At 71.6% G+C, this 25,057-nt stretch carries 23 protein-coding genes; 3 read left to right on the top strand and 20 right to left on the bottom strand.

Going from position 1 to position 25,057, the window contains the following annotated elements; translation table 11 throughout:
• Positions 1–121 precede the first annotated feature (121 nt).
• From O7599_RS33340 to O7599_RS33295, 10 genes are all read right to left on the bottom strand, one after another.
• Positions 122–1,012 (bottom strand): diacylglycerol kinase, encoded by an 891-nt coding sequence (locus tag O7599_RS33340; RefSeq protein ID WP_281619326.1) that lies wholly within the window; start codon positions 1,010–1,012, stop codon positions 122–124.
• 17 nt (positions 1,013–1,029) lie between these two features.
• Positions 1,030–1,971, bottom strand: a complete 942-nt coding sequence (tatC, locus tag O7599_RS33335; protein WP_281619325.1) for a twin-arginine translocase subunit TatC — start codon at positions 1,969–1,971, stop codon at positions 1,030–1,032.
• A gap of 124 nt (positions 1,972–2,095) precedes the next feature.
• Positions 2,096–2,398, bottom strand: coding sequence for a Sec-independent protein translocase subunit TatA (gene tatA, locus O7599_RS33330; protein WP_281619324.1), 303 nt, complete (start codon positions 2,396–2,398; stop codon positions 2,096–2,098).
• A gap of 134 nt (positions 2,399–2,532) precedes the next feature.
• Positions 2,533–2,757, bottom strand: coding sequence for a hypothetical protein (locus O7599_RS33325; protein ID WP_281619323.1), 225 nt, complete (start codon positions 2,755–2,757; stop codon positions 2,533–2,535).
• A gap of 109 nt (positions 2,758–2,866) precedes the next feature.
• Entirely contained in the window at positions 2,867–3,790 is a 924-nt protein-coding gene (locus O7599_RS33320; protein ID WP_281623625.1) for a WYL domain-containing protein, read from the bottom strand.
• A gap of 47 nt (positions 3,791–3,837) precedes the next feature.
• Positions 3,838–4,854 (bottom strand): WYL domain-containing protein, encoded by a 1,017-nt coding sequence (locus O7599_RS33315; protein WP_281623624.1) that lies wholly within the window; start codon positions 4,852–4,854, stop codon positions 3,838–3,840.
• Positions 4,855–5,033: 179 nt separating this feature from the next.
• Positions 5,034–5,408 (bottom strand): FKBP-type peptidyl-prolyl cis-trans isomerase, encoded by a 375-nt coding sequence (locus O7599_RS33310; protein WP_281619322.1) that lies wholly within the window; start codon positions 5,406–5,408, stop codon positions 5,034–5,036.
• A gap of 252 nt (positions 5,409–5,660) precedes the next feature.
• The gene (locus O7599_RS33305) at positions 5,661–6,668 is read right to left on the bottom strand and encodes an FKBP-type peptidyl-prolyl cis-trans isomerase (protein ID WP_281619321.1); all 1,008 of its coding nucleotides are present in this window, start codon (positions 6,666–6,668) and stop codon (positions 5,661–5,663) included.
• A gap of 101 nt (positions 6,669–6,769) precedes the next feature.
• The gene (gene pafA, locus O7599_RS33300) at positions 6,770–8,131 is read right to left on the bottom strand and encodes a Pup--protein ligase (RefSeq protein WP_281619320.1); all 1,362 of its coding nucleotides are present in this window, start codon (positions 8,129–8,131) and stop codon (positions 6,770–6,772) included.
• A gap of 9 nt (positions 8,132–8,140) precedes the next feature.
• Positions 8,141–9,391 (bottom strand): MFS transporter, encoded by a 1,251-nt coding sequence (locus O7599_RS33295; protein ID WP_281619319.1) that lies wholly within the window; start codon positions 9,389–9,391, stop codon positions 8,141–8,143.
• A gap of 101 nt (positions 9,392–9,492) precedes the next feature.
• Between O7599_RS33295 and O7599_RS33290 the strand changes: the two genes are divergently transcribed.
• Entirely contained in the window at positions 9,493–10,593 is a 1,101-nt protein-coding gene (locus tag O7599_RS33290; RefSeq protein ID WP_281619318.1) for a LacI family DNA-binding transcriptional regulator, read from the top strand.
• A gap of 105 nt (positions 10,594–10,698) precedes the next feature.
• Here O7599_RS33290 and prcA read toward each other — a convergent pair whose 3' ends face one another.
• From prcA to O7599_RS33250, 8 genes are all read right to left on the bottom strand, one after another.
• A complete protein-coding gene (prcA, locus tag O7599_RS33285; RefSeq protein ID WP_281619317.1) occupies positions 10,699–11,562 on the bottom strand; it encodes a proteasome subunit alpha in 864 nt (287 codons plus the stop codon).
• A 54-nt stretch (positions 11,563–11,616) separates the two neighbouring features.
• On the bottom strand, positions 11,617–12,462 hold the full coding sequence (prcB, locus tag O7599_RS33280; protein ID WP_281619316.1) for a proteasome subunit beta: 846 nt from the start codon (positions 12,460–12,462) through the stop codon (positions 11,617–11,619).
• Positions 12,463–12,589: 127 nt separating this feature from the next.
• A complete protein-coding gene (locus O7599_RS33275; protein WP_018836875.1) occupies positions 12,590–12,808 on the bottom strand; it encodes a ubiquitin-like protein Pup in 219 nt (72 codons plus the stop codon).
• Between the two features lie 160 nt (positions 12,809–12,968).
• Entirely contained in the window at positions 12,969–14,480 is a 1,512-nt protein-coding gene (gene dop, locus O7599_RS33270; protein WP_348652579.1) for a depupylase/deamidase Dop, read from the bottom strand.
• Positions 14,481–14,724: 244 nt separating this feature from the next.
• Entirely contained in the window at positions 14,725–16,491 is a 1,767-nt protein-coding gene (gene arc, locus O7599_RS33265) for a proteasome ATPase (protein ID WP_281619315.1), read from the bottom strand.
• Positions 16,492–16,782: 291 nt separating this feature from the next.
• On the bottom strand, positions 16,783–17,358 hold the full coding sequence (locus O7599_RS33260) for a hypothetical protein (RefSeq protein ID WP_281619314.1): 576 nt from the start codon (positions 17,356–17,358) through the stop codon (positions 16,783–16,785).
• A 99-nt stretch (positions 17,359–17,457) separates the two neighbouring features.
• Positions 17,458–18,363, bottom strand: a complete 906-nt coding sequence (locus O7599_RS33255; protein ID WP_281619313.1) for a tRNA (adenine-N1)-methyltransferase — start codon at positions 18,361–18,363, stop codon at positions 17,458–17,460.
• A 27-nt stretch (positions 18,364–18,390) separates the two neighbouring features.
• On the bottom strand, positions 18,391–19,509 hold the full coding sequence (locus tag O7599_RS33250) for a site-2 protease family protein (protein WP_281623622.1): 1,119 nt from the start codon (positions 19,507–19,509) through the stop codon (positions 18,391–18,393).
• 153 nt (positions 19,510–19,662) lie between these two features.
• Here O7599_RS33250 and O7599_RS33245 point away from each other — a divergent pair, with 153 nt between their 5' ends.
• Positions 19,663–20,706: a PD-(D/E)XK nuclease family protein gene (locus O7599_RS33245; RefSeq protein WP_281619312.1), complete on the top strand. Its 1,044-nt coding sequence runs from the start codon at positions 19,663–19,665 to the stop codon at positions 20,704–20,706.
• A 32-nt stretch (positions 20,707–20,738) separates the two neighbouring features.
• A complete protein-coding gene (locus O7599_RS33240) occupies positions 20,739–21,410 on the top strand; it encodes a response regulator transcription factor (RefSeq protein ID WP_281619311.1) in 672 nt (223 codons plus the stop codon).
• A gap of 67 nt (positions 21,411–21,477) precedes the next feature.
• On the opposite strand, the gene O7599_RS33235 is transcribed toward O7599_RS33240, so the two are convergent.
• Complete coding sequence (locus O7599_RS33235) at positions 21,478–23,079, bottom strand: ABC transporter substrate-binding protein (protein ID WP_281619310.1); 1,602 nt, start codon at positions 23,077–23,079, stop codon at positions 21,478–21,480.
• Positions 23,080–23,138: 59 nt separating this feature from the next.
• Positions 23,139–24,743, bottom strand: a complete 1,605-nt coding sequence (locus O7599_RS33230) for an ABC transporter substrate-binding protein (RefSeq protein ID WP_281619309.1) — start codon at positions 24,741–24,743, stop codon at positions 23,139–23,141.
• Between the last annotated feature and the right edge of the window lie 314 nt (positions 24,744–25,057).

The following is a 25,057-nucleotide window of genomic DNA, read 5'->3' as shown; positions in this document are numbered from 1 at the left end:
TACGAGCCTACCGGGCGCCGCCGACAGCGCACCCGATCTTTGCGCACGGCCCCAGGTCAGCCGGACGGCGGCAGGCCCGGGCCGGGGCCGGCGGGGCGCGCACCCGGCCCGGCCGGGCGGCTCAGCGCACCAGCACCCGGGCCGCGCCCGGCACGCACTCCGCGGTCAGCGGCAGCGGACCCAGCGGCTCCCCGTCCGCGTACCCGGTGACGTCCGCGGCGGTCAGCGACACGCGCGCGGCCCGGTGCACGGTGACGACCGGATGGGTCAGGTGCGTGCCCTTGTAAACCCGCGGGAAGACCCGCAGCAGCGTGCGCCGGCTGCACCGGCCGACGACGGTGATGTCGAAGAGCCCGTCGTCCATCCGTGCCTCGTGGCAGATCCGCATGCCGCCGCCGTACGACGGGCCGTTTCCGACGGCGACGAGGGTCGCCTCGATCTCGGTCTCGGGGCCGTCGTCGAGCCGCATCCGGTACGGGATCGGGCGGAAGGACGCCAGCTCGGCGACCATCGCCACGTCGTATTTGAAGCGGCCGGGCGGCCAGCTCATCCGGTTGCCCCGGTCGTTGACGCGGGAGTCGAAGCCGGAGGCCAGCACGGTGCCGAAGTACGTGTCCCCCGCCTTGCCCAGGTCGATCGCCCGGGTCGTGCCGGACTCCAGGGCCCCGACGACGACCTCCGCCGCGGCGGCGGGGTCGCGCACGGGCAACCCGGTGGCGCGGGCGAAGTCGTTCCCGGTGCCCACGGCCACGACGCCCACGGGCACCTCGGTGCCCGCCACGGCCTGCAGGGCGAGGGCGGCCATGCCGTCGCCGCCGACCGATATGAGCGCCCCCGTGCCCGCGGCGACGGCCTCGCGGGCGCCGGCGAGCGCTCCGGCCGCGTCGCGGCCACGGACGGTGGTCACCTCGTAGCCGGCCTCGCGCAGGGCGTCGGCGACGACGGGGGCGGCCTTGGCGCCCCGGCCGCGGCCCGCGGTGGGGTTGACGAACACGGTGATATCGCTGGTCACCCGCGTGACCCTAGCGGTCAGGTGGCGTCGTCGTAACCATTTCTGCGGGGCGTGCTGTCCCCCGCGCCGGCGCCGCCGGCGCTGTCGGCCTCGCCGGTGGACTGCTCCGGCAGCGACGCCGAGGCGCCCACGGGCTCCACGTCGCCCACGGCCTCCGGCGTGAGGTCGAGGTCGGACGCCTCGTCGTCCGCCGGGCCACGGGCCGCGATACGGGCCCGGCGGCGGTCGTTGAGCAGGGAGAACCCGGTCGCCATGAAGTACAGCACGATCACCGGACCGGCCAGCGCGAACATCCCGATCGGGTCGGTGCTGGGGGTGGCGATGGCGCCGAAGGCGACGATGCCGAAGATCATGGCCCGCCACCAGCCGAGCATGCGGCGCCCGGTGACGGCGCCGCCCATGTTGAGCATCACCAGCACGAGCGGCAGCTCGAAGGCGAGCCCGAAGACCACGACCATGCGGGTCAGCAGGTCGATGAACTCCGGCAGCGGCAGCAGGTTGGTGGCGTTCTCCGGAGTGAACTCCAGCAGCACCTCGGCCGTGGTCGGCAGGATCTTGTACGCGAAGAAGGCGCCGCCGAGGAAGAGCGGCACGCCCGCGGCGACGAATCCGAGCGAGTACTTCTTCTCTTCCTTGTGCAGCCCGGGTGCCAGGAACGCCCACAACTGGTACAGCCAGATCGGCGTCGAGATCACCATGCCGGTCATGAAGGAGACCTTCAGCATGATGGTGAACGGCGAGATGAGGCCGTTGACCGTGAAGGAGGCGCAGTCCTCCTCCTTGCCGATCTCCGACGCGTCGAGGTCGTCGGGGCAGCCGACGGACTCGAGCACCGGATCCATCAGGAAGTCGACGATGTCCTGATAGAAGAAGAGCGCGACGATGCAGACGACGAGGATGGCCCCGACAGCCTTGATCAGCCGGTCACGCAGCTCCCGCAGGTGCTCCGCAAGGGGCATGCGCCCCTCGGGGTCCTTCTCCTTGCGCTCTTTGCGCTCCTTACGGCGGGCAACGCTTAGCAACCCACGTCCTCATCTCGTGCCGCGAGGCCGTCTCCGGCCGCGGTGTGCCCCTGCGGTTTCGTCAGCGCTGCGACTGCGACTGCTGCTGCGGCTGCTGGTCGTTCACCTGCGGCTCACTGACCGGGCGGGAGCTGGTCACGTCACCGGGGGCGGCCTGGATGGTCTTCGGCGCGGGCTGCGGCGGGTCCGCGGGAGCGGCCTCGTCCGTCTTGCCCTCGTTCTTCATGGCCTTGGCCTCGCTCTTGAGGATGCGGGCCGACTTGCCCAGCGAACGGGCCATGTCCGGAAGCTTCTTCGCGCCGAACAGCAGGATGATGACGACGAGAATGAGGATGATCTCGGTAGGGCCGAGCCGTCCGAACATATGCGTCTACCTTCTCACCGAGGCTGCGTGGGTTTGGGCGTGATCGATCGTAACCCGCAGGGGTGAACTCCAGGCAATCCCCCGGCGTACACCAATCGTGGCCCCCGCCTCGCATCGGAGCCGCGATCTGCAGCCTACCTCCCGAAATCGGATCCGGGGAGGTCACTTGTCGGCCCCGCCCGCCGGGCGACGTCCGCCGCCGAGCGCTCCAGATCCCGCGTCACGCGGCTGACCTGCTGCGCCGCATCGTCCAGCCGGCGGGCGAGCCGGCGGGCCTCCAGGCCGACTCTAGCAGCGGGAACGGCGAGGACGACGAGCCCGAGGAAACCGAGGGCGACGGCGGTCATGGGCCACAGCATGGGCGCAGCCTAGCCGCCGCGGCGGCCACGGAGGACACCGGCGTCCCCGGAGGGGACCACCGCCGGCATGTGCGCAATATCCTCTATGCCGGAATTGCCGACCATGCATCTAAACGTCGTACGCGGTCAGCGCCTTGACGGCGGCGTCACGCGCGCTGTCCGCCAGGTCGCCCGGGGCGACGATCCGCCCGTCCCGCCCCAGCCGCAGCGCCAGCCGGCGCAGCGATGCCGGATCGGGGGCGCGCAGCGAGATCCGCAGGCCCCCGTCGGGCAGTTCCTCCGCGCTGTCGTGCGGGTAGTACTCGGCGACCCAACGGCCGCCGGGGCCCACCTCGATGACGACCTCGGGGTCCTCCGCGGACGGCTGGACGATGCCCTCGGACAGGTCGCGCAGCTCGACGGGCGGGGGGTCGGCCGGGGCGTCGAGGATCCGGATCTCGGCGACCCGGTCGAGCCGGAACGTGCGCCGGGCCTCCGACAGCCGGCACCACGCCTCCACGTAGGTGTGCCCGACGGAGACCAGCCGGATCGGGTCGATCTCCCGCTCGGTCAGCTCGTCGCGGGACGGCGAGTAGTACCGCAGCCACAGCCGGCGCCGCTCGGAGATGGCCCGGTCCACCTCGGCGAAGACCCCGCCCTCGGACTCGAACGTCACCGACAGACTGGAGCTGGCCGCGGCCGACTCACCGGCCGCGGCCTCCAGCTTCGCGGTGGCCCGCAGCAGCGCCTGCCGGTCGCCGGCGCGCAGCCCCGGCAGCGTGGCCACGGCCCGGGCGGCGACGAGCAGGGCGGTGGCCTCGTCGGCGGCCAGGCGCAGCGGCTCACCAGTGCCGGTGGACTCGGGGTTGCGGAACCAGATGCGCTCGCCGTCGGTGTCGATGTCGAGCAGGTCGCCGCCGCGGAAGCTCGTCCCGCACATGGGCAGTACGTCCAGGTCGGCGATCAGCTCGTCCTCGGTGACACCGAAGGCGCGGGCGACGTCCGAGAGATACGCGCCGTTGCGCTCCCGCAGGTACGTCACCAGCGACAGCATCCGCCTGGTCTGGTCGATGGCGCTCGCCACTGCTCCCCCGTCCCCCCTCAGCCCTTGGCCACGGCACGCAGCCGGTCGATGACGTCGGCCCGCAGCTCGGCGGGCTCCAGGACGACCACGTCGGGCCCGAACTCCACCAGCCAGGCGTCCAGCCCGTGCCCGTACGGGATCTCCAGCTCGTCCCAGCCGGGCAGCACGGCCTCGCGGATGCCGTACGCGCGGGCGCGCAGCGGGTAGCCGGCGCCGACGCGCAGCCGGATAAGCGCCGAGCGGTCGGCGCTCTCGCCGGCCCAGCGCTCGACGGTCTCGCGAACGGTCACGCGGTCCGGCACCTCGGCCGTGAAGCCGCGGCCGCGGGTGCGGACCCGGCCGGTGATCCGCGAGAGCCGGAAGACGCGCTCGGCGTCGCGGCCGCGGTCGTGGCCGACGAGATACCAGTGGCCGCGCCAGCACTCCAACTGCCACGGCTCGACGTGCCGCTCCTCCGGGCGGGCCGCATTGGCCTTGCGGTACGGGAAGACGACGGGCCGGCGGTCACGGCAGGCGAGCATCAGCGGCTCGAACGCCGCCTCGCGTACCGGAATCCGCGGCTCCAGCGCGCTGACCTGCTCCACCGCGCCGGCATCGGGGCCGCCGGCCGCCTCGGCGAGCGGCATCCCGGCGGCGCGCAGCTTCTGCAGCGCGCCGCTGGCAGCGCCGGCGAGCCGGGCCTGCTGCCAGACTTTCGCGGCCACTCCGAGGGCGGCGGCCTCCTCGGCGTCGAGGGTGACGGGCGGCAGTCTGTTGTGGTCCCGGCGCGCCAGGTAGCCCGGCTCGCCGTCCAGGCCCTCCACCGTGTCGATGACCATGCCCAGCTCGCGCAGGTCGTCCTTGTCCCGCTCGAACATCCGGTTGAAGGCGTCCTCGCCGGACGTGTCCGAGCCGAACGCCGTTCCGTGGCCCGGTCCGAAGGCTTCCACGTACGCCTCGATGGACGTGCGCAGCTCACGCTTGCTGAGCGGGCGGCCGGTGCCGAGCAGGCACAGCGCCAGGCACATCAGCCGCTCCGCCTTGGCGATCGCCATCGAGGGGGTCTCCTTGTCGCCCGTCCGGGGCAGCCGGTAGCCGCCGCCGGCGACCGTCGTCCGCACGTGTCGCCGGTGTTCGCAGATGACGACCGTACTCCGCCCGGGCCCGGCGGCCAAAGCGAAAGCCCTCGCCGTACGACGAGGGCCCTGCGCTCCGCTCCGTGCGGACGGTGCCGTCAGACCGCGACCAGGTCGCAGACGAAGATCAGCGTCTCGCCCGGCTTGATCCGGCCGCCGCCGGCGCCGGCCTCGCCGTAGGCCAGGTGCGGCGGGATGGTCAGCCGGCGCCGGCCGCCGACCTTCATGCCCTGCACGCCCTGGTCCCACCCGGGGATGACCTGGCCGACACCGAGCTGGAACTGCAGCGGCTTGCCGCGGTTCCAGCTCGCGTCGAACTCCTCGCCGCTGGAGAAGGCGACCCCGACGTAGTGGACGGAGACGGTGTCACCGGCCTTCGCCACGGGTCCTTCGCCCTCCCACAGGTCCTGGACCTCCAGGTCGGCCGGCGGCGGACCCTCGGGGAAGTCGACCTCGGGCTTGTCGATGCTCACGGAAGAACACTCCTCGCGCATGAGTGACGGTGACTGGGCTGCCAAGTCTCGCAGACATCCCGGGCCGCCGGTGGCGCCGCCCTCCCGGGGGCGTGCCGCGCCGGGAGCCGTCCGGCGGACGGCACCGGTGGCCCGGAGAATCCCCGACCCGATCGCGACCGACGCCACGACCGGGTCCGCCCCTTCGGCCGGGGCGCCGGGCGGCGGAGCCCCCGAGCGCCCCCGACCCGATCCGCCCGTGCGGACCGCAGGTCAGACCGTGCCGAGGATGTCGACGACGAAGACCAGCGTCTTCTTCTCCAGCTCGTGGCCCTTGGACTTGCCGTAGCCGAGGTCCGGCGGGATGACCACCAGCACCCGGTCGCCGACCTTCTTGCCCACCAGCGCCTTGTCCCAGCCCGGGACGACCGAGCCGGTGCCGATCTGGAACGTGGCCGCGCCGGCGTTGTCCCAGGAGGCGTCGAACTTCTTGCCGTCCTCCCAGGCGTAGCCCGTGTACTGGGCGACGAGCCCCTGGCCGGCCTCGACCTCGGCGCCCTTGCCCTTGATGAGGACCTGCTCCTGCAGCTCCTTCGGGGCGTCCTCGCCCTCCGGGATGGTGATCTTCGCGGCCTTGCCCGCCGGCACCTCGATCTCCGGCATGCCGTCGCGCGGCTCGGCGGACTCGCCCTTCAGCTCGGCCTTGGGGTCGACCTTCCCGGCGCCGGCGACGTCGATCACCCAGACGAGGCCGTCGCCCTTCTCGATGCCCGACTCCGGGTTGAGGCTCTCGCCGACGAGCGCGCCGGCGGTGCCCTCGACCAGCAGGCGGCTGCCCACGGTGTGGCCCTCGACGGAGTCGAGGACGTCCGGCGGCAGCGACTGGTTCGGCTCGCCGACCTTGCCCATGAGCTGCGGGTGCACGGCCCCGGCGCCCTGCTGGCCGCCGCCGCCCGCAGCGGGCTGCGCCCAGGTGCTGCCCAGGTCCTTGTCGTCCTTCATGGCCTTGCCGGCGAAGTCCAGCCGGACCTGGTCGCCCTTGCCGACCTTGGCGCCGTCGCCCTCCTTGAGGACCTTGACGACGGCCTCGTCGGACGCCTTCGCGTCGTCCGGGACGTCGAACTTCGGCTCCTCGCCGAAGGCTCCCGTGACCTTGGTCACGGCGCCGGCCTTGCCCCCGTTGTCCGAGTCGGAGGAGTCCTCGGAGCCGCAGGCCGCGGCGAACAGCAGGGCGGGCACGACGAGCGCCGCCCCCGTGCGGGTCAGTTTGCGATGTGTCATGGGTCCAACTCGTGTAGGGGGTCCGGGCAGCTCCGGCCACTCTACGGCCTTCGCGCCCGGATCCCCGTCATCACATCCGTCCCGCGTGCATCGCGCCCCGTCTACATTCCGGCGATCAGCTTTTCCACCCGGTCGTCCACGGAGCGGAACGGATCCTTGCACAGGACTGTCCGCTGGGCCTGGTCGTTCAGCTTCAGATGCACCCAGTCCACCGTGAAGTCGCGGCGCTGCTCCTGCGCCCGGCGGATGAAGTCGCCGCGCAGCCTGGCCCGGGTGGTCTGCGGCGGGACCGACTTGGCTTCGAAGATCTTCATGTCGTTGCAGACCCGGGCGGCCTGGCCCCGCTTCTCCAGCAGGTAGTACAGCCCGCGGCGGCGGTGGATGTCGTGGTACGCGAGGTCTATCTGCGCGATCCGGGGGTGGGAGAGCGTGATGTTGTTCTTCGCCCGGTAGCGCTCGATGAGCTGGTGCTTCATGACCCAGTCGATCTCCGTGCCGACCTTGCCGAGGTCCTGGGAGCGGATCGCCTCCAGGGTGCGCCCCCACAGCTCCAGGACGCGCTCGACGGTGCCGGTGCGGATGCCGCGGCGCTCGCAGAAGTCCACGGCCTTCTCGTAGTACTCCTGCTGCACCTCCAGCGCGGACGCCTCGCGCCCGCTGGCGAGCCGCACCTTGCGCTGCCCGGTCATGTCGTGGCTGACCTCGCGGATGGCCCGGATCGGGTTCTCCAGGGTCAGGTCCCGCATCACCGTGCCGGCCTCGATCATGCGCAGGACGAGGTCGGTGGCGCCGACCTTGAGCAGCATGGTCGTCTCGGACATGTTGGAGTCGCCGACGATGACGTGCAGCCGGCGGTAGCGCTCGGCGTCGGCGTGCGGCTCGTCGCGGGTGTTGATGATGGGACGGGAGCGCGTCGTCGCGCTGCTGACGCCCTCCCAGATGTGCTCCGCGCGCTGGCTGACGCAGTAGACGGCGCCGCGCGGCGTCTGCAGCACCTTGCCGGCGCCGCAGATGAGCTGCCGGGTGACGAGGAACGGGATGAGGATGTCGGCGAGCCGGGAGAACTCGCCGTGCCGGGCCACCAGATAGTTCTCGTGGCAGCCGTAGGAGTTGCCGGCGGAGTCGGTGTTGTTCTTGAAGAGGTAGACGTCGCCGGCGATGCCCTCCTCGTGGAGCCGGCGCTCGGCGTCCACGAGGAGGCCCTCGAGGATGCGCTCGCCCGCTTTGTCGTGGGTGACCAGCTCGATGACGTTGTCACATTCGGGAGTTGCGTATTCGGGGTGCGAGCCGACGTCCAGGTACAGGCGTGCGCCGTTGCGCAGGAAGACGTTGCTGCTGCGGCCCCAGGAGACGACTCGTCGGAAGAGGTAGCGCGCCACCTCGTCCGGGGACAGGCGGCGCTGCCCCCGGAACGTGCACGTGACGCCGTACTCGTTCTCAAGCCCGAAAATGCGGCGGTCCATGCCTGAACATTACGCCTGTCGCTCTGTTTCGAAACCGGGTGCAGCTCCGTCGATTCGATCTTTTTCGGCCCGCGGTCCCGGGCGGCCGTGGTCCGCCAGAATCCGTACGAAGCCGGTCAGCACCAGCAGCGCCGCCGCCCCGCCGAGGCCGACGACCGCGAACCCGCCGGTCTCGCCGCCGTGCTCGACGGCGGGGCCGCTGATCGCGGTGCCCGCTGCGGCGCCGAAACCGAAGGTGGTCACCAGCCAGGAGAACGCCTCCGTGGCGGTGCCCCGCGGGGCGTGCCGGTCGACGACGACGAAGGAACAGGCGAGCGCCGGGGCCAGGAACAGGCCCGCGACTCCGGAGAGCAGCGTCATCGAGGCGGTGCCCGGCGTGAGCATGAGCGGCAGGTAGCCGGCCGCGAGGCCCGCCAGCAGCAACTGCAGCCGCCGCTCGGCCCGGCCTGGCCACTGCCGGGCACCGTAGACGAGGCCGCCGACCAGCGCGCCGGCGCCGAGCGCGGAGAGGAGGTAGCCGCCGATGGCGTCGTCGCCCCGGGCGTCGGCGTACGCGACGGAGGCGACGGCCGTGCCGCCGAGGGCGACGCCGACGAAGAAGAAGGCGCCCAGGACCACCAGGAGCCCCGGCGCGCGCAGCGCGCCCAGCCAGTGCGCCTCGCGCGGCTCGGAGCGCCACCGGCGGGCGGGCGGCGAGAGCACGACCCACAGGGCGCCCAGCACGCCCAGGGCCGCCAGGACGAGGAGCGCGGCGGCCTCGGAGCCGGTGGCGACCAGCAGGGTCACGATCAGCGGTGCGACGGCGAACATCACCTCCTGCGCGACGGCGTCCAGCGCGTACGCCCCGTGCACCCGGTCGGCGCGCCCCAGCACGCTCGGCCACAGCGCCCGCAGGGCGCCCTCCAGCGGCGGCGTGAACAGCCCGGCGACCAGGACAGCGGCGCAGGCCACCCAGCGCGGCTCGATGCCCACGACGGCGAACAGGGCCATGCCGGCGGCGGAGAGCAGGGCGCTGGGCAGCAGCACGCGCGGCTGGCCGCGCAGGTCGACGGCGCGGCCGAGGAGCGGCTGCCCGATCGCGGTGGCCAGCCCGTAGACGCCGGAGAGGATGCCGCCCAGGGTGTACGAGCCGCCTTCGGCACGGACGAACAGGACGATGGCGAACGCGGCGGTGGCGTTGGGCAGCCTGCCGACGAGCGTCCCGGTGAGCAGCCGGCCGACGTGTCTGACGCGCAGCAACTCGGCGTATCCCCGCAGCACGGCCCCTCCCGAGACGCTGAAGTGTTACGTATAACGCCGTAGGTTATACGTAACACGGGCGAGGGTCGACCCCGTACGCCGGAACGCGACGAGGAGGCACGATGCGGGGCGGGCATGAGGACGGAAGGCGCGCCGCGGCGCGCACCGGACCACCCGAGCCGGCCGACCGGGCCACCCGGCCGCCGGCCGCGGGCCGCGGCGGCGTCACCAGCCGCGACGTCGCCCGCGCCGCGGGCGTCTCCCAGGCGGCCGTCTCGCTCGTCCTCGGCGGCAAGTGGCGCGGCCGGGTCTCCGCCGCCAAGGCCGACGCCGTCCGCGCCGCCGCCCGCGACCTGGACTACCGCCCCAACGCCGCCGCCCGCACCCTGCGCACCGGCGGCACCCGCACCGCGCTCCTCGTCGTCCCCGCACTCACCAACGAGTTCTTCGCCGGCGTCCACGCCGGCGCCGCACGGGCCGCCGCCGCCCACGACTTCGGCGTCGTGCTCTACCCCTCCCCCGAGGGCATCGGCCCCGCCCGCGACCCCTTCGCCGCCGCACACACCGCCGTCGACGGCGTCATCGCCTCCTCCATGGCCACCGACGCCGTACGGGCGCTGCGCGGCGGCGGGCTGCCGCTCGTCATGCTCGACAGCGACCCCGCCGACGCCGGCGCCGTCGCCACCGTCAACGCCGACGTCGCCGACGGCATGCGCCAGGTCGCCCGGCACCTGCTCGAACTCGGCCACCGGCGGATCACCCACCTCGCCGCCGACATCGACTCCTGGACCTTCGCCGCCCGCGGCCGGGCGCTGGCCGACGCGCTCGTCGCCATGCCCGGCACCCGGCTGCGCACGGAGCCCGCCGAGCTGTCCGTCGGCGGCGGTCTTGCGGCGGCACAGCGGGCGCTCACCGGCCCGGTCGCGACCCGGCCCACGGCGCTGGTCTGCGACGACGACCTGCTCGCCGCCGGCGCCCTCAAGGCCGTACGGCGCCTCGGGCTGCGGGTGCCGTACGACGTGTCGGTCACCGGCTTCGACGACCTGGCGCTCGCCACGGCCGTCGAGCCGGAGCTGACCACCGTGACGCTCCCGGCCGGCACCGTGGGCGCGGCCGGCATGACGGCGCTGCTCGACGCCCTCGCGGGGCGCGCGACGGCCGGCACGACGGTCCCGGCCCGGCTGACGGTACGCACCTCCACGGCCCCCGCACCGGGCGCGTAGGGGCGCCTGGAGGCCCCCCGGCACGGCCGGGGGGTGAGGTCTCCCGGACACGACGACGGGCGGGCCCGTCCCCGGGCCCGCCCGATCGCGGTCGTACCGCCGCCGCTACTTCTTCTTCTTGCCCGGCTCGTCCCCCGGCTCCTCCGCGCCGCCGTCCGAGGCGTCCGCGTCGTCCGGGGCCTTCGCGCCGTCCGCGTCGTCCGCGGCCTTCGCGCCCTCCCCGGCCTTGTCGCCCTCCTCCGCGCCGGAGGCGCCCGGCGAGCCGTCGCCGTCCTCCTCCAGCAGCCGGGAGAGCTGGCTGCCGAGGATGCGCCGGAACTTCCGCTGCTGCGGCCGGTTCCGGTCCAGGACCGCGACCTCCAGTTGCTTCGAGGTCAGCTCCCGCTCGCCGCCGTTGTTGTCCCGCGCCAGGGACTCGGCGGCCAGCGTCACCCCTTCAGCCAGCGTCATGCCCTCGCGGTGCCGCTGGTCGAGATAGCTGCTGATCTGATCGGAATTGCCGCCGACCGCGACCGAACCGTGCTCGTCGACGATCGAACCGTCGTGCGGCAGCCGGAAGATCTGGTCGTCGGCGGGGGTCTCCCCCACCTCCGCGACGATCAGCTCCACCTCGTACGGCTTCTCCGCGCCGCTGGAGAAGATCGTGCCGAGAGTCTGCGCGTAGACGTTCGCGAGGCCGCGGGCGGTGACGTCCTCACGGTCGTAGGTGTACCCGCGCAGATCGGCGTAACGGACGCCGCCGATACGCAGGTTCTCGAACTCGTTGTACTTGCCGACGGCGGCGAAGGCGATCCTGTCGTAGATCTCGCTGACCTTGTGCAGGGCCCGGGACGGGTTCTCGGCGACGAACAGGATGCCGTCGCTGTACTGCAGCACGACCACGCTGCGCCCGCGCGCGATGCCCTTGCGGGCATACTCCGCGCGGTCCGCCATGGCCTGCTGGGGTGAGACATAGAACGGTGTCGACACCGGCTTATCCGTCCCTCTCTGCTCGTGGAGAAATCTCGTGGGGCCGCACGCCCGCTACAGCACGGACGCGCGCGGGCCGTCGGGCAGCTCCAGCCGGCCGTCGACCACCGCGCGGGCGATCTCGGAGACCTCGGCCTCGCTCAGCCGGCGGAAGCCCTCGTCGGTGATGGACGTAACGACGGGAAAGATACGGCGGGTCAGGTCCGGCCCGCCGGTGGCGGAGTCGTCGTCCGCCGCGTCGTACAGCGCCTGGACGACGACGGTGGCGGCCTGCTCCTCCGTCAGCTCGTCGGTGAACAGCTTCTTCAGCGCACCGCGCGCGAACACCGACCCGGAACCCACGGAGGCGAAACCGCGCTCCTCGGTCCGGCCGCCCGTCACGTCGTACGAGAAGATGCGGCCCTTCTCCCGCGCCGGGTCCCAGCCCGCGAAGAGCGGCAGCACGGCCAGACCCTGCATGGCCATGCCCAGGTTGGACCGGATCATCGTCGACAGCCGGTTGGCCTTGCCCTCCAGGGAGAGCTGCGCGCCCTCGACCTTCTCGAAGTGCTCCAGCTCCAACTGGAACAGCCGCACCATCTCGACGGCGACACCCGCGGTGCCCGCGATGCCGATGGCCGAGTACTCGTCCGCGGGGAAGACCTTCTCGATGTCACGCTGAGCGATCATGTTCCCCATCGTGGCGCGCCTGTCGCCGGCGAGGACGACCCCGCCGGGGAAGGTCACGGCCACGATGGTGGTGCCGTGGGGCGCCTCGACGGCGCCCTTCACGGGCGGCAGCTCCTGGTTGCCCGGCAGGGCAGCCGGGGCGTGCTCACCCAGGAAGTCCATGAACGAGGACGAGCCCGGGGTGAGGAAGGCAGCCGGCAGTCGCCCTGTGCCACGGATGTTGGCTTCCACGCGAATCCTTCCGGGTACGGCGGCCCGCCCCCCGCGGGCCGAGCCGGTGAACTGCGCCGGGCACGGACCTTACCCGTGCGGCGGCCGGGCGTCCGCCCGGTACTCCCCGGACAGACGCCCGGGACGGCTACTCGCCGCCCTTCTGCACAAACGAGCGCACGAAGTCCTCGGCGTTCTCCTCCAAGACGTCGTCGATCTCGTCGAGAACCGAGTCCACGTCCTCCGAGAGCTTCTCCTGCCGTTCCTTCAGGTCCTCGGAGACCTCGGCGTCCTGCGCCTGCTCCTCGACCTCTTCCTGGGACCGCGTGGCCTTCTGCTGACCACCGCCGGTGTCCTTGGTCGCCATTTCCCTCACCCCGCTCGGTGTCGCCCGATGGTCCTGACTGCGTCGCCCTGCAAGATCCGACCCTACAAGGTGGGCCCGACATCGGCCCGCGCTCTCTCAACGCTCGGAGGCCACCACGATGATTCCCCGCCGCGCCGCCTTTAGCCCGGTCCGTCCCGGATCAGCCGCCCGAGAGGACCCGTACCAGCTCCTCCGCCGTGCGGCAGCGGTCCAGCAGGGCCTTCACGTGGTTGCGGGTACCCCGGAGGGGTTCCAGCGTCGGAACCCGTTGCAGGGAGTCGCGGCCGGGGAGGTCGAAGATGACCGAATCCCATGAGGCGGCGGCGACGTCGTCCGCGTACTGCTCCAGGCAGCGACCGCGGAAGTACGCCCTGGTGTCCTCCGGCGGGTTCTTCACGGCCCGCAGGACCTCGTCCTCGTCCAGGAGCCGCTTGAGGCGGCCGCGGGCCGCCAGCCGGTTGTACAGGCCCTTGTCGGGGCGTACGTCGGCGTACTGCAGGTCGACCAGGGCCAGGCGGGCCGCGTCCCAGTCCAGGGCGTCGCGGCGGCGGTAGCCCTCCAGCAGTTCCCGCTTGGCCAGCCAGTCCAGCTCGCCGGACAGGCTCATGGGGTCGGCTTCCAGCCGGTTGAGGGTGTCCTCCCAGCGGGTGAGCACGTCCTTGGTCTGGTCGTCCGCGTCCGCGCCGAAGCGCTCCTCGACGTACTTGCGGGCCAGCTCGCAGTACTCCATCTGGAGCTGGACGGCGGTGAGCGTCCGGCCGCTGCGCAGCACGACCTGGTGGCGCAGTGACGGATCGTGCGAGACCTGGTGCAGCGTGCGCACGGGCTGCTCGACGGCCAGGTCGACGGCGATGAAGTCGTCCTCGATCATCGACAGCACCAGGGCGGTGGTGCCGAGCTTGAGGTAGGTGGAGATCTCCGAGAGGTTCGCGTCGCCGATGATGACGTGGAGCCTGCGGTATTTCTCGGCGTCGGCGTGGGGCTCGTCGCGGGTGTTGATGATGGGGCGCTTGAGTGTGGTTTCCAGGCCCACCTCGACTTCGAAGTAGTCGGCGCGCTGGCTGAGCTGGAAGCCGTGCTCGTTGCCGTCCTGGCCGATGCCGACGCGGCCGGCGCCGGTGAAGACCTGGCGGGAGACGAAGAAGGGCGTCAGGTGGCGCACGATGTCCGAGAAGGGGGTCTCCCGCTTCATCAGGTAGTTCTCGTGGCAGCCGTAGGACGCGCCCTTGTTGTCGGTGTTGTTCTTGTAGAGGTGGATCGGCTGGGAGCCTGGCAGTTGGGCCGCGCGTTCCGCGGCCTCGGCCATGATGCGTTCCCCGGCCTTGTCCCAGAGCACGGCGTCGCGGGGGTTGGTGACCTCGGGGGCGCTGTACTCGGGGTGCGCGTGGTCGACGTAGAGCCGGGCGCCGTTGGTGAGGATGACGTTGGCGAGGCCGATGTCCTCGTCCGTCAACTGGCTGGCGTCGGCGGCCTCGCGGGCGAGATCGAAGCCGCGGGCGTCCCGCAGCGGGTTCTCCTCCTCGAAGTCCCAGCGGGCGCGGCGCGCCCGGTGCATCGCCGCCGCGTAGGCGTTGACGACCTGGGATGAGGTGAGCATGGCATTGGCGTTCGGGTGGCCCGGGACGGAGATGCCGTACTCCGTCTCGATGCCCATTACTCGCCGTACGGTCATGCGGCCCTCCTTGCCCGGTACCGTCCGCGGCCCTGGACGGCACTCGAGTACCGCTTGGTCTGCGGCACGTGTGGTCCCCGCGGCGGCGTTGCGCTGCGCTGCGCGCCGGTACGGAAGAGCCTAGAACGCCTTGGCGGCAGTGGGGAGATCATTACAGTCTTTGCTCCGGTCCGTTCGCACCTGGGGAAATACGTGTCCGGCTGCGGGCGGCCGTGTGGTGCCCCCCGCAGCCGGATCGCCGCATTTACAGGTACTGACCGGTGTTGGCCACCGTGTCGATCGACCGGCCGGTGTCCGCGCCCTGCTTTCCGGTGACGAGGGTGCGGATGAACACGATCCGCTCGCCCTTCTTTCCGGAGATGCGGGCCCAGTCGTCGGGGTTGGTCGTGTTGGGCAGGTCCTCGTTCTCCTTGAACTCGTCGACGCAGGCGGCGAGGAGGTGGGAGACGCGCAGGCCCTTCTGGTTGTGGTCGAGGAACGCCTTGATGGCCATCTTCTTGGCGCGGTCCACGATGTTCTCGATCATCGCGCCGGAGTTGAAGTCCTTGAAGTAGAGGACTTCCTTGTCGCCGTTGGCGTACGTGACCTCCAGGAACCTGTTCTCCTCGGACTCGGCGTACATCTGCTCGACGACGGACTGGATCATCGCGTCGACGGTGGCCTCGGGAGAGCCGCCGTGCTCGGACATGTCCTCGGCGTGCAGCGGCAGGGTCCGGGTGAGGTACTTGGAGAAGATGTCCTTGGCGGCCTCGGCGTCCGGGCGCTCGATCTTGATCTTCACGTCGAGCCGGCCGGGGCGCAGGATCGCGGGGTCGATCATGTCCTCGCGGTTGGAGGCGCCGATGACGATGACGTTCTCCAGGCCCTCGACGCCGTCGATCTCGGAGAGGAGCTGCGGGACGATGGTGTTCTCCACGTCGGAGCTGACGCCGGAGCCGCGGGTGCGGAAGAGGGAGTCCATCTCGTCGAAGAAGACGATGACGGGGGTGCCCTCGCTGGCCTTCTCACGGGCCCGCTGGAAGACCAGGCGGATGTGCCGCTCGGTCTCGCCGACGTACTTGTTGAGCAGCTCGGGGCCCTTGATGTTCAGGAAGTAGCTCTTGCCGGCCGGGCGGCCGGTGTGTTCCGCGACCTTCTTGGCGAGGGAGTTGGCCACCGCCTTGGCGATCAGCGTCTTGCCGCAGCCGGGCGGGCCGTAGAGCAGCACGCCCTTGGGGGGCCGCAGCTCGTGCTCCTTGAAGAGGTCGGGGTAGAGGTAGGGCAGCTCGACGGCGTCCCTGATCAGCTCGATCTGGTTGCCCAGGCCGCCGATCTTGGTGTAGTCGATGTCGGGGACCTCTTCGAGGACCAGCTCCTCGACCTCGCTCTTGGGGATGACCTCGTAGACGTACCCGGAGCGGGGCTCCAGGAGCAGGGCGTCGCCGGCACGGATGGTGGTGTGCAGCAGCGGCTCGGCGAGCCGTACCACCCTCTCCTCGTCGGTGTGCCCCATCACGAGGGCGCGCTCGCCGTCCTCCAGGATCTCCTTCAGGGTGACGATGTCCCCGGAGCGCTCGAACGCCATGGCCTCGACCACGTTCAGCGCCTCGTTGAGCATCAGCTCCTGCCCGCGGCGCAGCTCGTCGAGCTCGACGCCGGGGCTGACGTTCACCCGCAGCTTGCGCCCACCGGTGAAGATGTCCGCGGTGCCGTCGTCGTTCGCCTGGAGGAAGACTCCGAAGCCGGCGGGCGGCTGGGCCAGCCGGTCGACCTCTTCTTTCAGGGCGACGATCTGGTCGCGGGCCTCACGGAGAGTGTTGGCCAGGCGCTCGTTCTGCGCGGACACTCCGGCGAGGTTGGTCTGCAACTCGACGATGCGCTCTTCGAGGATCCTCGTGTGACGCGGCGAGTCGGCGAGCTTTCGTCGCAGGACGGCGATCTCCTGCTCAAGGTAGGCGACCTGACCGGCAGGGTCTTCGGACCCTCGACCCGGCCGGATGCCGCGGTTGGTGTCGTCGTCGTGGGCTGCCACGGTCCTCACCTCCTCCAAGGGGAGCTGGACGCTTCCTGACCCTACCTGGCCGCGTCCCACTTGAAACCCCTAGATCACAAAGACGGTCGGGGTGCATCCGATCTTCACCCGTGCGCCCGTCCTCACGCCAGGCAAATACCCATCCAGCAACATCGGAAAGCAGCCATTTGTTTCGTCTACAACGCTCAACACCCACCAAGGGTGCCTGGAATTGCAGCGGAACGGCGACCGCTCCCCCGCCGGTTCCGGCGACCGGCGGGAATGCGCCGTGGGCGGGGTGCGCGGAGCGGGTCAGACCTGGGTGCCGGGGACCGGCTCCGCGGTGAGGCGGAAGCGGTCGTTCTCCCACGTCCAGGTCACGTTGCGCTGCTTGTCCGGCTTGCTGCGGGGGACGTCCGGCGAGGAGTAGCCGAGGAGGGTGGCCGAAATCTCATTTTCGCGGACAGCGAATTCACCGACGCTCATGCCCTCGGCCGGGTCGAGCAGCGTCGCGGTCACGCGCGGTGACACGCCGGGCCGGGTGGCGGAGACGACGTACATCCCGCTGGGCGGGGTGCCGGCGGCGGACCGGCAGCGCACGACGGCCACGGTCTCGGCGCGCCCGTCGCCGTCGAAGTCCGCGGAGCCGTGCTTGAAGACCTCCGGCTCGGTGCCCGCGCAGTCCACCGGGTAGTGGGCGGCGCCGGGGTGCGGTCCGGGAGCCGGTCTGCCGCCGTGGTCGCCCTTGCCGTCGTCGCCGGCGGCGACGGTCGGGGGCTGGATGAGTGCCGCGAGGGCGATGACGGCGGCCATGGCCGCAGCGGTGGCGATCCAGTGCACCGGGCGGGGGTGCGTGTGCGGGAGGTCGGCGCCGGGCAGAGGCTGCACGGGTGAGGCTCCTGGGAGGGCTGGGAGGGCCGTGGGGAGGCCAGCATGGTGTCACACACCGGCCGCCCGCGGAACGGTCCCCGCCGCTTCGGTGCGCCTTCAGTTCCCGGCGGCGGCCCGCTGGCCGCCGGGACCGGTGTAATCCTCCCCGTACGCCCCCTTCGCGGGCCGGCGGCGGCGCAGCGGCGGCTCGACGCCGTCGGCGAGCCTGCGGGCGGTGAGCAGGAAGCCGGTGTGGCCGATCATGCGGTGGTCGGGCCGTACGGCCAGGCCCTCGACGTGCCAGTTGCGCAGCATGGTCTCCCACGCCTGCGGCTCGTTGAAGTTGCCGTGTTCGCGGATGGACTCCACGGTGCGGGCGAGCTGGGTGGTGGTGGCGACGTAGGCGCAGAGGATGCCGCCGGGCACCAGGGCCTTGGCGACCGCGTCCAGGCACTCCCAGGGGGCGAGCATGTCGAGGATGACGCGGTCCACGTCGGCGTCGGAGAGGTTGTCCTGGAGGTCGCCGACGGTGAGCTGCCAGGCGGGGTGGGGGCCGCCGAAGTAGCGCTCGACGTTCTGCCGGGCGACGTCGGCGAAGTCCGCGCGGCGCTCGTACGAGTGGAGCATGCCGCCGTCGCCGACGGCCCGCAGCAGGAAGCTGGTCAGCGACCCCGAGCCGACGCCCGCCTCGACCACGCGCGCACCGGGGAAGACGTCGGCGAACGCCAGGATCTGGCCGGCGTCCTTGGGGTAGACGACGGCCGCTCCGCGCGGCATGGACAGGACGTAGTCGGGGAGCAGGGGGCGCAGCGCGAGGTACGGGACGTTGCCCGTGGTGCGCACGACGGTTCCCTCGGGGGCGTCGATCAGCTCGTCGTGCGGGAAGGAGCCCTTGTGGGTGTGGAAGGCCTTCCCGGCTTCGAGCGTGAACGTGTAGTGGCGGCCCTTGGGGTCGGTGAGCTGTACCTGGTCCCCGACCTGGAAGGGCCCGCGGCGGCGGGCGGCACCGGTCGGCTCGGACATGCCGCTCACCCTACCGGCCTGCGGAGGTCAGGACTGCGGCCGGGCCATGGCGGCGACGAAGGCGCGCTCCACGTCGGCGGTGGCGAGCACCCCGTAGATGTGGCCGGTCTCCTCCAGCACGAGGTACTCGCTGTGCGGGCTGTCGCGCAGGTGCTCCAGCAGTTGTTCGCCGGTCAGCTCGGCGGAGAGCTTCATCTCGTCCGTGAGGTCCTGGGAGAGCGAGCTGACCGCCACCCAGGGGCGGCGGTGGGCGGGGGTCTGGGCGATGGCCGCGCCGCGGACGACGCCGGTGGGGTCGCCGCGGCCGTCGACGACGACGAGGGCGCGGGCGCCGGCGGCGTCCGCGCGGCGCAGCGCCTCGGACAGGGGGGTGTCGGCGGTGACGGGCGCCGCCCGGCGGGTGAGCGCGCGGGCGCGCAGCTCGGGCAGCTTCTCGCGCAGCCGGGCCATGCGCAGGCTGTTGCCGGCGCCGGTCCAGATGATCGCGGCGAGGATGGCCGCGAGCAGGGCGTCGGTGACGGTGTCGAAGCTGCCGGGGTCGGCGGCCCGGGAGTGGGTGAACAGCGGCAGGCCGATGAGCGTGGTCACGGCCAGCGCGCGGCCCACCCAGGCGGCGACGACGGTGCCGGTCATGGGTTTGCCGCTGACCTTCCACACCAGGGCGCGCAGCATCCGGCCGCCGTCCAGCGGCAGCCCGGGCAGCAGGTTGAAGACGGCGACGATGAGGTTGGAGATCGTGAGCGCGGCGAGCAGCACCGCGGGCACGGTGTCCTGCTCGACGAGCTGGAGGGCGCCGTAGAAGCCGCCGGCCAGGACCAGCGAGAGGAGCGGCCCGGCGAAGGCGAGCCAGAACTCGCGGCCGGGGGTCTCGGACTCCTTCTCGATCTCCGAGACGCCGCCGAAGAACTGCAACTGGATGCGGCGTACGGGCAGCTTGTAGTGGAGGGCGACGCGGGTGTGGGCCAGCTCGTGGACCAGCACGGAGGCGTAGAACGCGACGGCGAAGAACAGCGCGATGACGTACCGCAGGGCGCCCAGCTCGGGCAGGATGCGTTCGAGCTGGCCGCCGAAGACCCAGGTGATGAGGGCAGCGACGAGGAACCAGCTCGGGGCGACGTACACGGGCACGCCGAAGGGGCGGCCCATGAGGATGCCGCCGCCGCGGCCGGGGCGATCGCCCCTGCGCTCCTCGCTCACGACTTCCACTCCTGCCCGCTCGCGGTGCCGTATTCCTGCCCGCCCGTCCGGCCTGCATCGTATGCCGCCGGATGTCGGTCCCGGGCCCTAGGGTCGTACACCATGAGTACCCGCACCGACACCGGGAACCACCCCGCGGACCCCGCCCCGCCGCCCCCCGAGGGGGACCCCGGGCCGGACGCGCCACGGGCGCCGGCGCCGCCCCGGTCGCTGTCGCCCTCACGCGCGGCGGACTTCATGACCTGCCCGCTCATGTACCGCTTCCGGGTGATCGACAGGCTGCCGGAGAAGCCGCGCGCCTCCGCGGCCCGAGGGACGCTGGTGCACGCGGTGCTGGAGCGGCTCTTCGACGATCCTGCTGCCGAGCGTACGCCGCCGCGGGCGCGGGCGCTGGTGGCGCCGGCGTGGGAGCGGCTGCTCGCGGACCGGCCTGAGCTGGCGGAGCTGTTCACGGACGGGGACGAGGCGGGTTCCGAAGGGGGGCACGGGGACGGAGACGGGAGCGGGGACGGGGAAGGCGGCGGCTCCGGCACGGACGGGGCCGCGGAGCGGCTGGCGGAGTGGCTGGCCGGGGCCGAGCAGCTCGTCGAGCGGTGGTTCACGCTGGAGGACCCCGCGCGTCTGGAGCCCGCGGAGCGGGAGCTGTTCGTGGAGACGGTGCTGGCCTCCGGGCTGAAGCTGCGCGGCGTCATCGACCGGGTCGACGTGGCGCCGACGGGCGAGGTCCGCGTCGTGGACTACAAGACGGGCAAGGCGCCCCCGCCGGAGTACGCCGCGGACGCCCTGTTCCAGATCAAGTTCTACGCGCTGGTGCTGTGGCGGCTGCGCGGCCGGGTCCCGCGCCGGCTGCAGTTGGTCTACCTCGGCAGCGGCGACGTGCTGACGTACGACCCGGACGAGGCCGATCTGCGCGGCGTGGAGCGCAAGGTGCTCGCGCTGTGGCAGGCGATCAGGCGGGCGACGGAAAGCGGCGACTGGCGGCCCAGGCCGGGCCGGCTGTGCGGCTGGTGCGACTTCAAGGACTCCTGCCCGGCCTTCGGCGGCACCCCGCCCCCGTATCCGCTGACGGTCGCCGACCCGGGCCTGCCGCAGCCCCGCCCGGCCGGGGACGGGGACGGTGCGCAGGGCAGAATGGACACCGCCTGACAGTTCGGTCCGGCCGAGGAAGAGGAGACCCTGTGGCCATCCGCGTCCTGCTCGTCGACGACCAGCCGCTGCTGCGCACCGGCTTCCGCATGATCCTGGAGGCCGAGCAGGACATCGCCGTCGTCGGCGAGGCCGGCGACGGACTGCAGGCGCTCGACCAGGTCCGGGCGCTGCAGCCGGACGTGGTGCTGATGGACATCCGGATGCCCCGCATGGACGGCGTGGAGGCCACCAGGCAGATCACCGGCGCCGGCCGGGACGGGCCCGCGAAGGTGCTGGTGCTGACCACCTTCGACCTCGACGAGTACGTGGTGGAGGCGCTGCGCGCCGGGGCCAGCGGCTTTCTGCTGAAGGACGCGCCGGCCGGCGAGCTGGTGCAGGCGATCCGGGTGGTGGCCGCGGGGGACGCGATGCTGGCCCCGAGCATCACCAGGCGGCTGCTCGACAAGTTCGCCACGAAGCTGCCGACGGGAGAGCAGGACGTGCCGGACACGCTGGGCACGCTCACCGAGCGGGAGGTCGAGGTGCTCAAGCTGGTCGCCCGCGGGCTGTCGAACGCGGAGATCGCCGCCGACCTGTTCGTCAGCGAGACGACGGTGAAGACCCACGTGGGCCACGTGCTGACCAAGCTGGGCCTGCGCGACCGGGTGCAGGCCGCGGTGTACGCGTACGAGAGCGGGCTGGTGCGCCCCGGCGGTTCCTGAGCGCCGGCCGGGAGCCCCGCGGCGCGCGGAGCTCCCGGCCGCGGACGCGGTCAGGCCGGCCGGCGGGTCACTCCGAGCCCTTCGAGATCTCCCAGAAGCGGAAGACCGTCGAGGCGTCGAGCGTCCACTCCAGGCCGAGGATGTTCTCCCGCGCGGCGGCGTACTGCTTGCCCTGCCAGAGCGGTATCACGGGCAACTGGTCGGCGACGATGTCCTGCAGCTCGCCGTAGGCGTCCACCGTGGCCGTACGCTCCGACTGCGCGGCGGTCGCGGGGATCAGCTCGCTGGTGATCCGGCCCGGGTCGTAGTTGTTGGCCAGCACGTTGCCCTCGCCGAAGAACGGCGCGGTGAAGTTGTCCGGATCCGGATAGTCCGGCACCCAGCCCTTGACGTAGACGCCGTACGCGCCCTTCTCGACGCCCTTTTCGAACTCGTCCAGCGGAACGGACTCGACGTCCGCCTGGAACAGGCCGCTGGCGTTGAGCTGCTCGGCGATCAGCTCGAAGGACGGCACGGTGCCGGGCCCGTAGCGCTCGGGCGTGGCGTGCAGCGTCACGCGCACCTTCTCGTCGATGCCCGCCTCGCGCAGCACCTGCTCGGCCCTGGCCGGGTCGGGCCGGTCGCCGTAGGTGTCGTAGAAGGCGGTGTTGTGGCCGGTGATACCGGCGGGGACGATCGAGTACAGCTCCTCGGCGGTGCCCTCGTAGACCTCGCGGACCAGCGCGTTGCGGTCGATGAGGTAGGCGAACGCCTTGCGCACCGCGGGGTTGCCGGCGACCGGGTCGTCCATGTTGAAGACCAGGTGCTGCACCTCGGCGCTGGTGCCCTCGACGAGCTGGATCTGCTGGCCGGCCCCGGCCTGGTCCTGCAGCTCCGCGATGTCCCTCATCGCCAGGCCGCGGTACGCCAGGTCGATGTCGCCGCTCTCCAGGTCCGCCTTCAGCCTGTCGTCGCCGCCGGAGTCGCCGTACAGCTTCAGCGTCATCCCGGAGTTCTGGACCTCCGCGGTGCCCTTGTAGCCGGAGTTGACGGAGAAGTCGGCCTCCTTGCCCTCCTGGTAGGAGTCCAGCTTGTACGGGCCGGACCCGACGGCCTTGCCGTCCTCGCGCAGCTTGTCCGCGGGGTAGGAGTCGCCGTCGACGATCGAGCCGGCGCCGGAGGCGATCTTCATGGGGAAGGTCGCGTCGGGGTAGTCCAGCCGGAAGGTCACGGTCAGCTCGTCGGGCGTCTCGATCGCGCCGATCGAGTCGAGCATGACGGCGGGGCCCGCCGGGTCGTCGATGCCGATGGTGCGCTCGAAGGAGAACTTCACGTCCTCGGAGGTGAGGTCGGAGCCGTTGGAGAACGTCAGCCCGTCCTGCAGCTTGCAGGTGTAGACGCGGCTGTCGGCGTCCTCGAAGGCGCACTCCTTCGCCGCCTCGGGCTCGGGCTCGGTGGCTCCCTTGGGGAAGCTCAGCAGGGACTGGAAGACGTTGTTGAACACCAGCCAGGAGCCGACGTCGTAGCCCGCCGCGGGGTCGATGGCCGTGACCTCGTCGGTCATGCCCATCACCACCGCGTCGCCGGAGCCGGCCCCCGGTCCGGAGTCCGAGCCGCAGCCGGCCGCGAGCAGCACGGTGGCCATGGCGGCGCCGAGGGGTGGGGCGAGCCGCTGGACAGCCTTCTTCACGTGTGTGGGTTCCTTCACTCGGGTCGGTTCTCTGCCCGGCGCGGCACCGCCGGTGGCCCCTACTCGCTCAGCCCGCGCCGCAGCTCCCAGAGCTGCAGCGTCGAGGACGAGTTGAGCGCCCACTCCGCCCCCGTGACGGTGTCGCGCGCCGCGATGTACTGCTTGCCCTGCCAGAGCGGGAGGTACGGGACGTCGGTCGCGAGGACGTCCTGCACCCGCTCGAAGCTGTCCGTCGTGCGCTCCCGCTGTGCCTCCTGGCGGGTCCGCGGGATCAGGTCCTCGATGACGGAGCTCTCGTAGTTGTTGTAGGTGAAGTTCTCCTCGCCGACGAACGGCGCGGTGAACGTGTCGGGGTCGGGGAAGTCGGGATACCAGTGGAGACCGTAGACGGCGTACTTGTTCTCCGCGTAGTTCTTCTTGTACGTCTCCCACGTGTCGCCCTTGACGGTGACCTCGAACAGGCCGGAGCTGTTGAGCTGGTCGCGCAGCTCCTCGAACTCGGCCTTCGTCGTCTCGCCGTAGTGGTCGGTGGTGTAGTTCAGGGTGAGCCGGACGGGCGTCTCCACGCCTGCGTCCCGCAGCAGTTCGCGGGCGCTGTCGACGTCCGGACGGTCGCCGTAGGCGTCGTGGAAGGCGGTGTTGTGGCCGATGATGCCCCTCGGGATCATCGCGAACAGCGGCTCGACGGTGCGCTGGTAGACCTCGCGCGCGATCTTCGTCCGGTCGATCACCTCGGCCGTCGCGCGGCGCACGGCCCGGTCCTCGACGGTCGGGTTCTTCACGTCGAAGACGAGGTAGGCGATCTCCGCGCCGGGCGTCTCGTAGAGGCTGACGTCGCCGTCGGTGTCGTCGTCGAGGCGGTTGATCTGCTCGGGCTCCAGGCTGCGGCCCATCACGTCGACGTCGCCGCCGGCGATGGCGTCCTCCATGCTCTTGGAGTCGTCGAAGTAGCGGACCTCGACCGCGTCGTTCTGCGGGTCGAGCTGGCCCTTGTAGTCGCCGTTGCCGGTGTAGACGGCCTTGGTGGCGACGTCGTCGTCGTGCTCCACCTTCAGGCTGTACGGGCCGGAGCCGGCGATCTCGAAGCCCTCGTAGAGCTTGTCCTTCTCGTAGACCTCGCTGTCGACGATGGCCGCGGCGGGGGTGGCGAGCTTGAGGGGGAAGGTGGCGTCCGGCGTCCTGAGGTGGAAGACCACGGTCCGCTCGTCGGGGGTCTCCACCGTGTCGACGTTGGCGAGCAGCGGGAACGGGCCGTTGGGGTTCTTGATCTCCAGCATCCGCTCGATGGAGAACTTGACGTCCTCGGCGGTGAGGTCGTGGCCGTTGGTGAACTTCAGGCCGTCGCGGAGCGTGCAGCGGTACTGCTCGCTGAGCCGGTCGGCGAAGACGCACTGCTCGGCGGCGTCGGGGGCGGGCTCCGAGCCCGTACGCGGCATCCGCATCAGCGTCTGGAAGGTGTTGTGCAGCACGTTCCAGGAGTTGATGTCGTACGCCGTGGCCGGGTCGAGGGGGGCGGGGTTCTCCTCGGTCAGCTCCAGCCTGTCGGTCGTGCCGACCACGATCGCGTCACCGTCTCCACCGGAATCGCCCACCACCCCGCAGGAGGCGGCAACCGGGACGAGCAGGCCCAGCAACGCGGGCAGCACCAACGACTTACGAATCATGGTCGACTTTCTCCCTCGGGCGTCCCCGGAGAGGTTAGCCGCAGCACCCAGCCGGGCTGGGCCGCAGGGAAGTTGAGAAGAAATCACGTGCTGATTACGCCCGGCGCCTTTCCGATAACCGGACGCCGGAACAATGGCCGCGAACCTGAATCAAACCGGGCACAGAGAGGCGCCCCGGCAGGCGCCGCGCTCCCCTCCAGCACAGTTCCGCACGCCTGTCGAGAGCTGTGCGCGTGAGAAAGCTCACCCCGGCGAATCCGCGCCGTGCAGCGGCAATGAGGTAACGGCTTTCGTCACGCAAAATACATGAACCA

Origin of the sequence: Streptomyces sp. WMMC500 (assembly GCF_027497195.1) — a bacterium.
Classification (GTDB): Bacteria; Actinomycetota; Actinomycetes; order Streptomycetales; family Streptomycetaceae; genus Streptomyces.
Note: the sequence above shows the minus strand (reverse complement) of the source record. Positions and strands in the feature narration are given on the sequence as shown.